A 15,839-nucleotide genomic window follows, 5' to 3' on the forward strand; every position below is an offset into this window, starting at 1 on the left:
TTTTACCCCTCTCAAGAACATTTAGACCAACCACATTTTGTGCATGAAATGCATCCTGATTCGTTTATTAAAGTATTTTTTGATAGACAGCTTGGACAATATCTATTACCTTCAGAATCTATATAGTAGCCTTCTTCATATTTTAAATCATTTGCATAAACAAACTTTTCTATTTCTTCTTTAGTTTTTGGAAAACCTGTCCTGATGAATTTATAATCAGTAGGTTCTTTTTCCCATAGTTGCTCAAAATCCTTTAAAGCTTTATTTATTTCTTCTGCAAGTTCTTTACAGTAGTTGCCTTTAACTTTTTTCAATTGTTCGACTATTTCATCAGTAGATACCCCTGCTCTTAAAGCAATAGAAGACAATCTCCCTATTACTTCGGCAGTTTCTGTACCATCTGACAAGAAAATCTCCACTGCTTCCCCTACATCATCAAAAGAAACAGTAACATAAACTGTGCTATTATTATATTTGAACTTTCGAGTTACGCTTCTTAAAGTTTCTTTTCTTGGTCGAGCTCTCAATTTGTGCTTTTCGTCAATTACAAAAAATGTGACATTCTTTTCTTTTTTTTGATCAGATGATGCAGAAGTAAGAACTTGTGTTTCTAAACTTCCGTTTCTGTAAATTGTTAATCCTTTTATATTCAAGTCCAGAGCTCTCAAATAGATAGATTTAACGTCATCTACGCTTGCTGATTGAGGCATATTTATTGTTTTAGAACAAGATGCATCAAGGTAACTTTGTATAACATGTTGTGCGAGTAAATGGTCTTCAGGTTTAATATCCATAGAAGTAACAAAAACTTTTTTAATCTCTTCAGGAATTGATTGGATTTGTTGAATGCTTCCTTTTTCTATTATTTCGGTTTTTAATTCTTCTGTTAAAGCTGTTCCTAATCTTTCAATTAATATTGGGTTTATATATGAAAGAGGAACTCTTTCGCCTTCTTTAGTTATCATATATCTTGTATATGACAAAAGAAAATTTGGTTCGATACCACTTGAAGTATCTGCTAAGTTGGAGATAGATCCTGTAGGGGCAATAGTATTTGTTTGAACATTTCGTTTGTACTGTTTTGCTTCAGTAAAGAAATGTTTTCTAATTTTTTCATTCCATATTTTTAAATCTTCGTCAATTCCGTCTTCTAACATAACAAAAGGAATGAATCCTTGAGGATATTTCGATCTTTCAAAATCTGGGAAATTGCCTCTTTCTTCAGCTAATTTACTACTTGAAACATGAGAATAATAGGCTAATTGAGCCGTTATTTTAGCCATAAGTTTTCTTCCAAATTCAGAATTATAAGGGATATCTTTTTTGAACAAAGCATCTGCTAATCCCATTATTCCCAATCCGATAAACCTTTGTTTTTTAGAAATTTCTTCTATTTGGCTTAAAGGATATATATTGGCATCTATAACATCGTCTAAGAACCTTATTGACCAATACACTATCTCTTCGAAATCTTTTGCAGAATCAGCATTTGGGTTTCCAAGGTCTATTTCCTCTATCAATTTTGATATGTCTATTGAACCAAGATTGCAACTTCCAAAAGGAGGTAACGGTTCTTCCCCACATGGATTAGTTGAAGTTACAGGAGTATATTCACTCATAGCATAATATTGATTATGTCTTCCAAGAAAGAGCATTCCTGGGTCGCCTGTTTTCCAAGCATTTTCAGCCATTTTATCTATTAAATCTTTTGCTTTTATTTTTTTGTAAATATTTGAAGTAGGATGTTTTAAATCAATTTCTTGATCATTTTTTAGAAATGCCTTAAATTCCTCAGGATTGTCGATATTCACCGAGATATTGAAGTAATTTAATACGTTGTTTCCAGAATTATCTTTTTTTGAATATATAAAATCTAAAATATCTGGGTGATCATACCTTAAAACAGCCATTTGAGCAGCTCTTCTTGAACCACCTTGTTCTATTGTAGATGCTGCTGTGTTAAAAACATGCATAAAACTCACTGGACCGGAAGATTTTCCACCTGTACCAGCTATTGAGGATCCTTTAGGCCTCAATGTTGAAAAGTCATATCCAACTCCACCACCGTATTTCATTATTAGAGCTGCGTTTTTAACTGCGTCAAATATGGAAGAGAGTGAATCATCCATAGGTATGACGAAACAAGCTGATAGCATATTATGTTTAGATCGAGAATCAAATATAGTTTTATAATCTTCTAAAGTCATTTCTTCTACATCTTTTTTGAATATTGATTTGTCCATTGTTTTACCAGCGTTGAAGATAGTTGGACTATTTGGTAAGAAAATTCTTGATTTTATTAATTTATAAAATTGTTCTTCGGCTTCTTTAATTTTCTTTATATCGTCAGTATAAACAATTTCTGCCGCAGCAACATGTCTAGCTATTCTTTTTGAAACTTCTTTCCAACTGTTTTCTAAGTAATTACCTTCACCATCTTTTAAAAAATATCTATCTTTTAAAATTGTAACTGCATTAGGAGAAGGATCCACGTTAAGCCATTTATTAACAGTCAACATAATAAAAACCCCCTTATAACAATATATAGTATTATGTGGTATATATTATAACTATATATTGTTAATCGGGGATGAATTTTTTGAGAAGTTACTCAGGATATTTTACCATTCCCATTAAGTAATTTTTGTGTGGCATAAATGGATGATTTGGAGATACTCTTACATTTATTCCATATTCTCCTCTATCTTCAATAATAAATTTACCTGTGTATAAATAAGTATCTTTTTGAATTTCCTTTTCAAGCTTCATATCGTAGGTTTTTATTTCAACAGTTTTTCCATTATCAAGTTTAGCTACTACTATTTCGGGTAATATTGAATCAGGACCTATACCTGGAAGATATATTTCGGCTCTCATACTTATTTCTTCTTCGGCGTTAAGAATCCCTGATAAATCATTTCCATATATTACATGTATTTTTATAGAATTCCAATTTTCTTTTAACAACTTAACCCAACGCGCAAATTCTTTAGCTATTTTGAAATTTTCAGAAGAAAATTTTTTATATTGCTCAAGAGCTGGCATATAAAATTTTTGAGTATATTCTTTTAGCATCCTCGATGTATTAAAAAATGATGTTACACTTTTTATGGATTCTTTCATTTTTTCTACCCATTCTTTTGAAAAATCTACATGGTCTTTTTTGTAATACAAGGGTATGATTTGTTTTTCAAGTTGGTTGTAAATAGAAACGCTATCTATTCTGTCTTGAAGTTCGTGATCTTCATAATCTCTATTATCTCCAATAGCCCAACCGTTCTTTGCATTGTATCCTTCAACCCACCATCCATCTAAAACAGAAAAATTTATAGCTCCGTTCATTCCAGACTTTTGTCCAGAAGTTCCAGAAGCTTCGTGTGGTCTTCTTGGATTATTTAACCATATATCTACTCCACTTACTAAATATCTTGCCATTTCTATATCGTAATTCTCTAAGATAATAATTTTATTGTGAAATTCGGGTTTCCTTGAATATTCATATATTTTTTTGATTATTTCTTGACCAGACTTATCAGCCGGATGAGCTTTTCCCGCAAAAATAATTTGTACCGGTTTATTAGGATCGTTCAATATTTTTTTGAGACGTTCAACGTCCTTGAATATTAAATCAGCTCTTTTATAAGTTGCGAATCTTCTAGCAAATCCAATGGTAAGAGCCTTTTCATCTCCAATGTTTTCTACTTCTTGCAGTTGCTCTACAGTTTCACCGTGTCTCATTCTTTGTTCTTTTATGGAACGATGAATAAAATCTATTAATTGCTTTTTTAGTTTTAGATGCATGTTCCATAACTCATTATCGGGGATTTCACTTATTTTATTCCACAGTTCTGGATCGTCTATATAAGACATCCAGTTTTCTCCTAAGTATTTCTTCAAAAAGTCTTGTAATAATGGATTCAACCATGTATTAATATGGACACCATTGGTAACATAATTTATAGGAACTTCCAACCATTCTATGCCTGGCCAAACATGATTCCACAATTTCCTTGAGACAATTCCATGAAGTTTTGAAACCCCATTTGCTCGTCCGGAAAGTTTCAGGGCCAAAATAGTCATTGAGAATAATTCTTCTCCATTTTCTCGTTTTTCTAAACCAAGTTCTATAAACTCTTGTCTTGCAGCTTTTAATTCAGGCCAAAAATCGCCGAAATACTTATCTATTAATGAAATAGGAAATACATCATTACCAGCTGGAACTGGAGTATGAGTAGTAAAAACGCTTCCAGCTTTTACTGATTCTATAGCTTCTTTGAAGGTTAAGCTCTGTTCTTGAACTAATTCTCTAATTTTTTCTAATCCTAAAAAGGCTGCATGACCTTCGTTCATATGCCATACAGATGGAGAGTATCCTAATTTTCTAATGGCTCTTACTCCACCGATTCCTATTAATATTTCTTGTTTTATTCTCATTTCAAGATCTCCACCATATAAAGTGGAAGTAATTTCTCTATCTTCTGGATCGTTCTGTTTCAAGTCAGTATCCAAAAGATATAATTTTACCCTTCCAACATTCATTTCCCAAACTTTTGCATATACTTTTCTTCCTAATAAATTAAGATCGACATAAATTTCTTCGCCTTTGTCATTTTTGGCTGGAAAAATTGGAAAATCGGAAAAATCGTAATCAAAATAAATACTTTCTTGCCAACCTTCTGCATTTATTTTTTGTTGAAAATACCCTTTTCTATACAACAATCCCACCGCTATTAAAGGAATTCCTAAATCACTTGCGCTTTTAATGTGGTCTCCTGCTAATATTCCAAGTCCTCCTGAATACATAGGAAAAGATTCATGTATTCCATATTCCATACAAAAGTATGCAATTTCTCCATAATTAAATTTACTGTGAGTCTTTCTAAACCAATTATTTTCATTTTCATTCATATAATTATGAAATTTTTCCATAACTTTTAAATATAAATCATAGAATTCAGGATCATTTGCAGCTTTATTTAAATTCTTCTGCTCAACTTTTTTTAAGAATAAAACAGGATTTCTTTTTGTGGAGTTCCAAAGGTTTTCATCAATTTTTTCAAATAAATTTTGAGCATCATAATTCCACGTCCACCACATATTCTCAGAAAGTTCCTTTAATCCTGATATGTTTTCTGGCAATTTAGGAACAACCGTAATTTTGCTTATAAAATTCACTTTCTTCCCTCCCAAATTTATTTCTATACTGCCTTCAAAATTTCCAAAACCTCTATTTTACATATGCTTTAAGTTAAATTTACAAAATGTTCCCTTAATTCTGATTTTTATAAATCGTCTATTTCTTTGACTTTTCTGATACTTGTAACCAATGAGAAAGTATTACTTTAACATTTTTATCTCTTAAATTATTATATATTTATATGAAGTATTAAAAAATATTAGGGAAATTTGATTCAGTTATCATAATTAATTCTCCAAAATTTTGTGTATCTTTTTCTAAATAATATATCTTATTGAAAAGGCCATACTTTTTTGAAATAAAAAATAAAAATCCATCAGATTCTCCGATAGTTTCTATAAAATTTTTTGGAATAAAAAAATTATTATTAGGAATGTTTATTGAATATCGATCTTCTTCTTCCTTAATATAATTATAATTCTCAATATCTGGTACCCGTAGAATCTTGACATGATTAATATTTTCAACGAAAATGAAAATATTTTCAACTAACTTTTCGTTTGGAACGATAACAAATTTAAAGAAATTACCGTTATTTTGAATTACCGCATATTCTAATCCTCTGAAATCGTATGATGGATATGAAACAATAGCCATCTCAGAGTTTTGAAAAAAGAAAAATCTATCATCAAAAGTTTGAATAGTGAATGACCCAAAGTCTGTATTAACCATATATAAGTTGGTATAATCTGTTTTTTCTATAGTAATATTAGACACATTTTCAGTAAAAGGAAAGGTTTTTACCCTTTTATATCCGGATTCTTTTATTTTTACATAGGGATAATAATGATGAGTTTCAAGATTTTCTTCGTATATATTCCACAAAATTATTGTAGCAAAATATATTACCGCCATAGAACCGATTATTGTTAATAAATTTTTCAAACTACTTTTATTTTCAGAATCTTTTTCCTTCATAATTTAATTGCTCCTTTAAATCCAAGGTTTATATTTATTTGTTATTGGCATTCTTCTATCTTTACCAAAACTTCTTTCCGTTAATTTTATTCCAGGAGCAGATTGTCTTCTTTTGTATTCGTTCTGATTTACCATGTTTATTATTCTTTGAAGTAACTCGCTATCGTATCCTTCGTTTAATAATTCGTCGTAAGACATTTCTCTATCTATGTATTTAAATAATATTTCATCTAATATTTCATAAGGTGGTAATGTATCTTGATCTTTTTGATTGGGTCTTAATTCGGCAGAAGGAGCTTTTTCAAAAATAGACTTTGTTATTATTTCTTTGCCGTGAATTTCATTATATTTTTTCGCCACTTTGTATAGGTCGGTTTTGTACAAGTCCTTGATCGGTGAAAAACCACCTGCCATATCACCATAAAGGGTGGCATATCCTGTGGCAGCCTCACTTTTATTACCACAAGCTAAGGCTAAATAACCAAATTTATTTGAAAAAGCCATAACGATGTTACCACGGATTCTTGCCTGAATATTTTCTTCTGTTTTATCAAAAGGTAAGTCTTTAAAACTACCTTTTAAATCTTCCATGTAACAGTCGTATATGTTGGTTATTGGAATTATTTCGTAATCTATTCCTAAATTTTTAGAAAGTTGCAGAGCATCTTCAACACTTTCTTTTGAAGAAAATTTAGAAGGCATTATAAGACCTAATACATTATTTGAACCTATCGCATCTGAAGCGATACAGGCTACCAAAGAGGAGTCAATACCTCCACTTAAGCCAAAAACCACACTTTTAAATCCATTTTTTTTAATGTAATCTGTTATGCCTACTTTTATAGCCAAATAAATCTGAGTATAAGTGTCAGTAGATTCTTTTTTAATAAAAGGCAAAGGAACTTTTTGACTAATTTTTTTATCTATAGGAACCGTATTTACATCGCTGTAGTAAATACTTGTGTTGTAATGTTTTCTTTTTCCCTCACGAAGGTTGGCTCTGGTTGGCTCTAATGGATCTATGTCTACTAAGTATAAGCCTTCTTCAAAATGAGGGGCACTCATTTCTATTTCTCCATATGGATTTATAACTACACTTCTTCCATCAAAAACCAATTCATCTTGGCCCCCCACAATATTACAATATACTATCCAACTTGATAGTTCAGAAGCTCTGGTTTTCAGCATTTCAAATCTGACTTTATCTCGTTCTTTATAAAAGGGTGATGAGGATAGATTCAAGATGATATTTGCGCCATGTTGAGCAAGAGAAAGCGCCGGACCATTAGGTACCCAAATATCTTCACAAATAGTTATCCCAAGTTTAATATTATTAATTTCTATTAGAGTAGGAATCTTTCCCGGGGTGAAATATCTTTTTTCATCAAAAACAGAATAATTTGGCAAAAACATTTTTCTATAATTACCGTATAGCTTTCCTTCGTAAATAATAAAAGCAGCGTTGTATGATTCAATATCCCAGTCTACTGCTCCTAAAATTATAATTATATCTTTTGACTTACTAAATTTTAATACTTCTTCTATGCCGCTTAACGAATCTCTTAAAAATTGGGTTTTCAAAATCAAATCTTCTGGAGGATATCCATTTAAAGCTAATTCAGGAAAGATTATTATATCAGCTTTATTATTGCATGCTTCATCAATAAATTTTTTAATCTTTTCCAGGTTTATAAGATAATCACCAACAGTGGCATTCATTTGGGCCATGGCAATTCTAATTTTCATAATTGATTAGCCGCGCTTCTTCGTGATTCAGTAATAAGAAAAGCAGCTTTATCTCCTTTCTGCAATAAATTATTTAATAAGTTTAATTACAGTTTTGACCATAGGTAACTTATTATATTTTATCATTCTTTCCATAATAAATCAAATTTTCTATTTATGGCTTTTGAAATTCCTTTATTTTTAATTATTAAAACTATCTCGTCATTTTTTTCTCTTGCTCTATAAGTTAAATTATAGCTTCCTATAATAAAAGTTTCTTCGTCTATAATTAAAGCCTTAGCATGAATATCGTTTCTATATTTTAATTCTACTCCCAATATAAATTTTAAAGGAGATTCATATATCCTATTCCAATCATCAGATAAAATTCTTATCTTTACATTTTTTGAAGACATCTTTTCTAAAATCTCAACAAAATATGGATCGGTAAAAGAATATGCGATTACATTTACAAATTCCTTTGCTTTTTTAATTTCTTTTAATATTTCATTATAGATCTTTTCAGATGGCCCTGTTATAATTCTTACATTTCCTAATTCTGTACCCATAAGATTGACATTAATTTGTTCTTTATTAATTCCGAATTTGCCTTTTTTAAAATTATTTAATTCTTTAAGAAAAACTTTTACGATTTCTTTTTCTTCAGTATAGATAAAAATATTAAAATCTTTCATTAAGCCACTTTCTGTAAAATTACCTGTTCCAAACAACACAGATTGATCATCAAAAACTATAAACTTTTCATGTAGATAACCGTCTCGATTTTTGTCATATTTTATTGACAAATCATAATTTCCAGAATAACCGCCTTCGTATTCTAAAAATATTTCGTAGTTAGTTTTTAAAATCTCTTCAGATATAGTATCGTCTAAACTAAAAGAAACCAACCTTATGCTTTTAGAACTTTCAATCTTTTTTTTCAGAAAGAAAGTTAATTCTTCTCCTGAAAAAAATAGTTGGTAGGAATAAATAAGGTTGGTCAAAAGTAAGAAAAACAAAATAAAGATCAAACTTTTTTTATTAAAAATTTCTTTTAACATTTCAATATTTTTCACTTTTTCATGTAATATTCCATGAGTATCTCAGCGACTTCTGGTCTTGTAAACTCTTTTGGAGGTTTTTCTCCTTTTGAAAGCATTTCTCTTACTGTGGTTCCACTTAAAAAGACATGATCTTCATTACCATGAGGACAAGTTTTTGCAGTTGCCATATTTTCACATTTTTTACAGTAAAAAGAGTTCTCAAATTTTAAAGGAACTATCTCGATCTCTTCTGGTTTAAATTGATCAAATATTTCTTGAGCTTCGTATGTACCATAATAATTTCCGACTCCGGCATGATCCCTTCCTACAATAAAATGAGTGCACCCATAATTCTTCCTACATATTGCGTGAAAAACAGCCTCTTTAGGTCCTGCGTATCTCATATTTACAGGAAATACACCCAAACACACCCTTTCCTTGGGGTAATATTTATCAAGGATAACTTCATAAGATTTCATTCTAACATCAGATGGAATATCCTCATTTTTTGTCTTTCCAACTAATGGGTTTATGAATAATCCGTCTACAATTTCAAGAGCAGTTTTTTGTAAATATTCATGTGCTCTATGTATAGGATTTCTCGTTTGAAAAGCTACAATAGTTCTCCATCCTTTTTCTGAAAATATTCTTCTTGTATCAACAGGATCGAATCTGTATTGTTTAAAATCTTCATGTTCAATCCTGTTTAGTAGAGTGACATTTCCTCCCAAAGCGATATTTCCTTGTTCGTATAAAAAATGTACTCCAGGATGTTTTTCTTCAGTAGTTTTGTAAACATTCAAAGCCTCTTTTTGTTTTGTTCTTTCGAATTTATCTGTGAGATGTAGTACAGCATATACTTTTCTATCTTCTTCAGACTTTACTATTATATCTTCTCCTATATTTAATTCATTAGCAACTTCTTTATTGACTGATAAAACAATAGGTATCGGCCATACAATTCCATTCGCTAATCTCATGTTTTCCAAAACAGAATCATAGTCTTTTTTACTCATGAATCCTTCTAACGGACTAAATAAGCCAGTAGCAATATTTTCTAACTCGGTTAGATCAAAGTAAGAAACAGTTATCGACTTTAGCTCTTTTGATTTTCTTATCCAATATTCTTTCTCATCCTGAGAAGCAATTCTGCTTATTAACTTTCCACCGTGTGGCTTGATCATTAAAAAACCTCCTATTATAAGATTTGTATGCTCACTTTAGAAATTACAAAACCTAAGTTTTGCCAATCTTTTAGTTTTAAATTTTTTCAAAATACCTCCATAACTCTAATACTTACTAACTATGAGTTCCTTTAACTTCTTCGCTACGTTTAGCGAAAGAGAGGGGGAGGGCTCCGCCCTGGACCCGTTGTAAATTCAAAATCTTACTTTTAGAAAATTCTCATTTCTAAAGTTCTTATCTAATCCTTGCAAAATATGAATTTCTTTAGTTTTTCGGTACTTGTACCGAAAGAAGGGGGGGAAGGCTCCGCCCTGGACCCGTTGTAAATTCAAAATCTTATTTTTAAAAAATTCTCATTTCTAAAGTCCTATAAGATTTGTACTTTCATAGTTTAATAATTATATCATATGCTACTTTCAAAGATCATATAGGGATTTACTTTCAATAGGTCTTTTAAAAAAGCGGTTCTTGAATGACCTGGAGCAATTATTGTATCTTCCGGGAGATTTAATAAATACTCTTTTAAGGTTTTGAGAGATTTTTTCATTTGTTCTGATGAGGAGCCTGCTAAATCTGTTCTACCAATTGAATCAAAAAATAACGTATCACCTGTAAATAAATAATTCTCTATGTGAATTATACAAGAACCCGGCGTGTGACCAGGGGTATGTAATATGTTAAAAGAATGGGTGATATCTTTCCACTCTCCTTGCCAAGAAAAAGGACTTCCTATATACTCCGAAAAATTTTTTCGTGGATCTCTCAATAATTCAACGTCTAAGGGATGAATATAAAGTTCTTTCACTTTTAATTCAGCTAACCCTATAATATGGTCAAAATGTGCATGAGTTAATAAAACGATTATCTCATTGTTTATGTAATCACCGATATTTTTACCGGGATCTATTACAAACTTTTCATCTATTATGTAAGTATTTGTTTTCAATTCGTTACTTGTTACAATCTTTCTAACTTTCAAGAGAATGCCTCCATCTGTCTAATTTTAATCTAATTTATTTAAAAACTCTCGCTCTATAAAATCAAATCCTCTTTCCCAAAAGGTTTTTTCTTTTATGTCTATATCTAATTTTTTCAATAATCTTTCAGGTGAATCGTTAGCTCCATTTGTTAAAAGTTCTTTATATTTTGGAACAAAAGATTTTCCCTCTTGCTTATATTTTTCATAAAGAGCGATTACTAAAAGATTCGCAAAATTATAAGCATACACATAGAATGGAGTATGAAATATATGCGGGATACTCGACCATTCGTAGTGATATTCTTCAGGAATTATTACGGAATTTCCGAACATTATTTTTGCTTCTTCTTTGTAAAGGTCTGAAAGTTCGTTCCAGCTCGCACTTCCATTTTCCGAAATCATTTTATGAGAAGTTATTTCAAACCTTGCAAACATATTTTGCCTGAACATGGTTGAAAACATATCTTCTATTTTCGAGGCTATAAATACAGTTTTTTCCTCATGCGGAAGGGTAGGCAGTATTTTATCCGTTACCAACATTTCTCCAAAGACAGACGCAATTTCTGCCATTGTTAGAGGAGGATGGTAGTTCCAAAGATTTTGATTTGAGGCTAATGTACCATGAATACCATGGCCTAATTCGTGAGCTAATGTCATAACATCATCTAAGTTGCCATTGAAGTTCATCAAAATAAAGGGCTTATAATTTGGAATATAGTAAGAAGTGAAGGCACCACCTCTTTTACCTTTTCTTATATCTGAGTCTATTCTATTTTCTTTAAAAAATGAATTTACTATATCACCAAACTCTTTGTCAAATTCATAGTAAGAATCTAAAACTATTTTCTTAGCTTCGTCAAAGGTGTATTCTTTTTTTACTTTTTCCATCGGTGCATATATATCTGCAAGGGTAAGATCCATGCCTAATTTTTTTGCTTTCCATTTGTAATACTTATGAACCATAGACGTTCTTTGAGTAGTTACTTCTATTACAGTTTTTACAATCTCATCGTCAACTTCGTTGTTCATATTTCGCATAGAAATCGGTTCTTTAAAATTTCTCAATGAAGCTTCGGTATCATAATTTTTAACTATGGAATTGTAGGTTTTTTCCAAAACCAATCTGTCTTTATCGTATCTTGTAAAAAATTCTTTCATAGCTCTTCTTCTTAATTCTTTATCTGGTTGTCTTCTCAAAGCTCTAACCTGAGGACCTGTTAACTTTTTAATTTCACCATCTATTGCTATATCGAATTCATAAGCATTTACAAGCCTTTCGTAAAGGTCTTGAAATCCTCCACGTGATGAATTATACATAGCTGCTAATACCCTTTCTGCGTCTTCAGACAAAACGTGGTGCTTAGATTTAATTAGTTTCTCAATTACGTGGTAGTAGTCCTTCAAATCTTCAGAATTCATAAATTCTTTAAGTTTTTGCTCACTTTGCTTTAGAAGAACAGGTTTCCAAAAAGATAATTCCATATCTATTTTTGAGTTGTAATCATCACACATAGCGTTTAATTTTTGGTTAACCTCATTGGAAGTATCAGCGGCATAATTCAAATGGGCATATTGAAATGTAAATGCAGCTTTTTTATATATTTTTTCATATTCGACAAAAAAGCTTTTTAGCTCAGATGCATTTAAATTAGGATCGGAAAGTCGTTCAAAATACTTATCTTTTAATTCTTTAGTAGCTAACAGGCTTTCTTCTAAATCCTTTTTGATTTTTTCATCTTTTGGAGAATTATAGAAAAAAGACAAATCCCAACTTGACATGATAAAAACCCCCTTTTATTTTTTGATGAACTTGCTTTAGAAATTCTGAAATTCAGATTCTATAAATATTTTTAGTTTTAACTTTTCAAAAATATCTCCATGATTCTAATCATATTAATCATAAATTTCTTTAGCTTTTTCGCTATGTGTAACGAGAGAGGCAAAAAAGAATTATATCTTGAATCTGTTATAAATTCAAACGCTTATTTTTAAAATCTCTATTTAAGTAAAATAATTGTTTTTAGAATTATAGCATATATAATTTTAAATTAGTTTGTTTTGCATATTATACTTTAGTATTTTACCGTTTTTGATTTATAATATTTTAGATACTTCAAAAATAAGGATTTTGGAAAAACGATGCTTTGAATTTAATTAGGTTTGGATAAGCCCCTTCCTTATTTGTAAAAGTAGTCAATAGGTTAGAGAAAATCAGTTATTCAAAAATAAATTTTAAAATTTCCAAATAAGATATTATAATATTTCAAATAATTGCGAAAAGAGATGATATTATGTCAACATTTATAGGTATAGATTTAGGAACTACCAATTTAAAAATACTTCTTTTTTCTTTAGAAAAAGGCATAATAGATTTTGAAAGTGAAAAGATTCAATCTTTTCAAGAAAAAGAAGGTTATCACGAACAGGATCCTTCGGAATGGATAAAAAAAACTATTAGAATGTTGAAAATATTAATAAAGAGAAATAAAAGTTATGTTTCGGATATTAATGCAATAGGATTTTCCGGTCAAATGCATGGTTTAGTAGTGATAGATGAAGAAGGAGATCTTTTAAGACCTTGCATGACTTGGGTAGATCAAAGAGCGAAATTTGAGTCAAAGTATGTTTCAGAAAATATAGATATTTTTGAATTAACAGGCAATCTTTCTAATCCAAGTTTTACACTTCCTAAAATCCTTTGGCTAAAAAACAAAGAATCTAAAAATTATAAAAATGCCAAATGTTTTTTTCAGCCAAAGGATTATTTAAGATATGCTTTGGGCAAAAATAAACCTTTAGTAACCGATAAGACAGATGCTTCAGCAACCCTGTTAATGGATATAAAGAATCAAAATTGGTCTAAAGAAATAATAGAAACTTTTGATTTAGATATTAAAAAACTCCCAGAAATCAAGAATTCATACGAGATAGTAGACATTTTAAGAAAAGATATTGCACAAGAGTTGGGCTTAAAATCAGATGTTTATCTAATTGCGGGTGCTGGAGATCAAGAAGCTGCGGCAGTAGGATTAGGAATAAATGAAGAAGATGAAGAATTTATATCTTGTGGTACGGCCGCTCAGATACTTAGACCTACCTTTGATCCAATTTTAAATAAAGATTGTGGCCTACATTTATTTTGTCATCCTTTAAATGGATGGCACTATTTGGGAGCTTTGCAAAATGCTGGAAATGTTTTAGAATGGGCTTTGAAATGTTTGAATCTTGATTATAGTGATATAGAACAAATAAGTGGCAAAGAAGGAAATAATTTATATTTTTTACCTTATTTAACAGGAGAACGTACACCTATTATGGATGAAGATGCACGAGGTGTTTGGATAGGTTTAAATATTTCGCACACAAAAATAGATATGTTAACGTCAGTTTTAGAAGGAGTAGCATTTTCGATAAAATTAGCGCATGAAAAAATTACAAATATTTTAGGAAAAGAAAAAGTTTCTTACTTTATAGGTGGTGCTGCAAAAAGTAATAAATGGTCTCAAATAATTGCCAATGTTGTTGGAAGAGAATTAGTAACTTTAAAATTATATGAAAGTTCTGCATATGGAGCAGCTTTATTAGCAGCAATGGGTTCTGAAAGTATAACTATTAAAGAGTTATCAAAATATATTCCGGAAACTAAAAAAACTATAATGCCAATTGATAAGATCTCTAATTATTATCAAACAAAATTTGGTAAATTTAGTAAGTTAGTTCAATTAGAAAAAGCTTTTAGAAATTACTAAAAGCAAAATATTAATAAAATAAATTACAAGAAGGTGATGATGTGAGAGCTATTTTTATAGAAAAACCTCATGAAATAAAAGTTATAAAAGTATTAGATCCTATACCAAAAGGAAATGAATCTTTAATAAAAGTATTAGGTTGTGGGGTATGTGGAACTGATTCAAAAATATATAAAGGCGAAACATTAGCAAGTTATCCTCTTATTCCCGGACATGAAATTGTGGGAGAAATTGTAGAGTCAAAAAAATTTGAAAAAGGTACAAAGGTTACAATAGATCCAAATAAACCATGTGGAGTATGTGAATACTGTAGAGAAGGGAAGATACATCTTTGTATGAATTTACAAGCTGTTGGAGTAAATCGAGATGGGGGATTTGCAGAATTATTGTCTGTTCCAAATGACCTTATCTACGAATTTAACAAAGATATTAGTATAAAAAATGCTATATTTGCTGAACCTCTTTCTTGTATTATTCATGGGTTAGACCTCTCCAATTTTTCATACACAGACGACATTGCAATAATTGGAGGTGGAGCAATAGGGTTAATATTTTCAATATTGTTTAACAGATTTTCTATTGGGGGAAAGTTAATTTTTGAAATTTCTCAAGAAAAGATAGATTTTATAAAAAACGAATTTCATTTTCCAATTAGTCATCCAGAAAATTTTAATGATAATCATAATTTTGATATAGTATTCGAATGTTCAGGAAGTTTAACTGGTTTGGAGTTAGCTTATTCTTTAGTAAAAAAAGGAGGAAAGATTATAGACTTTGGTGTAACGCCTAAGGGAATGAAAACAAGAGAATTAGAACCATTTCAAATATATAGTCAAGAAATAACATTAATAGGTTCATATATAAACCCTTTTACAATGCAAAGAGCTGTAAAAATAATAAATTCAAATGAATTTAATTTTGAAAAGCTGGTAACTGATGAAGGTGATTTAGACGAAGTAAAAGAGTATATTTCTGCTAACAAAAAACCTTTCTTAAAAGCTGCATACGTAAATAAATAATATTGTTTGATTATTAATTAGTTA

At 30.2% G+C, this 15,839-nt stretch carries 10 protein-coding genes; 2 read left to right on the plus strand and 8 right to left on the minus strand.

Going from position 1 to position 15,839, the window contains the following annotated elements; genetic code table 11:
• Positions 1-11: 11 nt before the first annotated feature.
• The 8 genes from X924_RS04115 to X924_RS04150 all read right to left on the minus strand — a co-directional run bounded on the left by X924_RS04115 (position 12) and on the right by X924_RS04150 (position 12,826).
• On the minus strand, positions 12-2,519 hold the full coding sequence (locus X924_RS04115; RefSeq protein WP_121957677.1) for an adenosylcobalamin-dependent ribonucleoside-diphosphate reductase: 2,508 nt from the start codon (positions 2,517-2,519) through the stop codon (positions 12-14).
• 88 nt (positions 2,520-2,607) lie between these two features.
• A complete protein-coding gene (gene glgP / locus X924_RS04120; RefSeq protein WP_121957678.1) occupies positions 2,608-5,175 on the minus strand; it encodes an alpha-glucan family phosphorylase in 2,568 nt (855 codons plus the stop codon).
• A 211-nt stretch (positions 5,176-5,386) separates the two neighbouring features.
• Positions 5,387-6,115: a hypothetical protein gene (locus tag X924_RS04125; RefSeq protein ID WP_121957679.1), complete on the minus strand. Its 729-nt coding sequence runs from the start codon at positions 6,113-6,115 to the stop codon at positions 5,387-5,389.
• A 15-nt stretch (positions 6,116-6,130) separates the two neighbouring features.
• A complete protein-coding gene (locus X924_RS04130; RefSeq protein ID WP_121957680.1) occupies positions 6,131-7,861 on the minus strand; it encodes an NAD+ synthase in 1,731 nt (576 codons plus the stop codon).
• A gap of 122 nt (positions 7,862-7,983) precedes the next feature.
• Entirely contained in the window at positions 7,984-8,901 is a 918-nt protein-coding gene (locus X924_RS04135; protein WP_146255665.1) for a phospholipase D-like domain-containing protein, read from the minus strand.
• 11 nt (positions 8,902-8,912) lie between these two features.
• A complete protein-coding gene (gene sat / locus X924_RS04140; protein ID WP_121957682.1) occupies positions 8,913-10,067 on the minus strand; it encodes a sulfate adenylyltransferase in 1,155 nt (384 codons plus the stop codon).
• Between the two features lie 404 nt (positions 10,068-10,471).
• Positions 10,472-11,047: an MBL fold metallo-hydrolase gene (locus X924_RS04145; RefSeq protein WP_158245311.1), complete on the minus strand. Its 576-nt coding sequence runs from the start codon at positions 11,045-11,047 to the stop codon at positions 10,472-10,474.
• 24 nt (positions 11,048-11,071) lie between these two features.
• Positions 11,072-12,826: a M3 family oligoendopeptidase gene (locus X924_RS04150; protein WP_121957684.1), complete on the minus strand. Its 1,755-nt coding sequence runs from the start codon at positions 12,824-12,826 to the stop codon at positions 11,072-11,074.
• Positions 12,827-13,338: 512 nt separating this feature from the next.
• Here X924_RS04150 and xylB point away from each other — a divergent pair.
• Together xylB and X924_RS04160 are read left to right on the plus strand one after the other, a co-directional pair.
• Positions 13,339-14,796: a xylulokinase gene (gene xylB / locus X924_RS04155; RefSeq protein WP_121957685.1), complete on the plus strand. Its 1,458-nt coding sequence runs from the start codon at positions 13,339-13,341 to the stop codon at positions 14,794-14,796.
• Positions 14,797-14,837: 41 nt separating this feature from the next.
• Positions 14,838-15,815, plus strand: a complete 978-nt coding sequence (locus X924_RS04160; RefSeq protein ID WP_121957686.1) for an alcohol dehydrogenase catalytic domain-containing protein — start codon at positions 14,838-14,840, stop codon at positions 15,813-15,815.
• Positions 15,816-15,839: the final 24 nt, after the last annotated feature.

Origin of the sequence: Petrotoga sp. 9PWA.NaAc.5.4 (assembly GCF_002895485.1) — a bacterium.
GTDB lineage: Bacteria > Thermotogota > Thermotogae > Petrotogales > Petrotogaceae > AZRK01.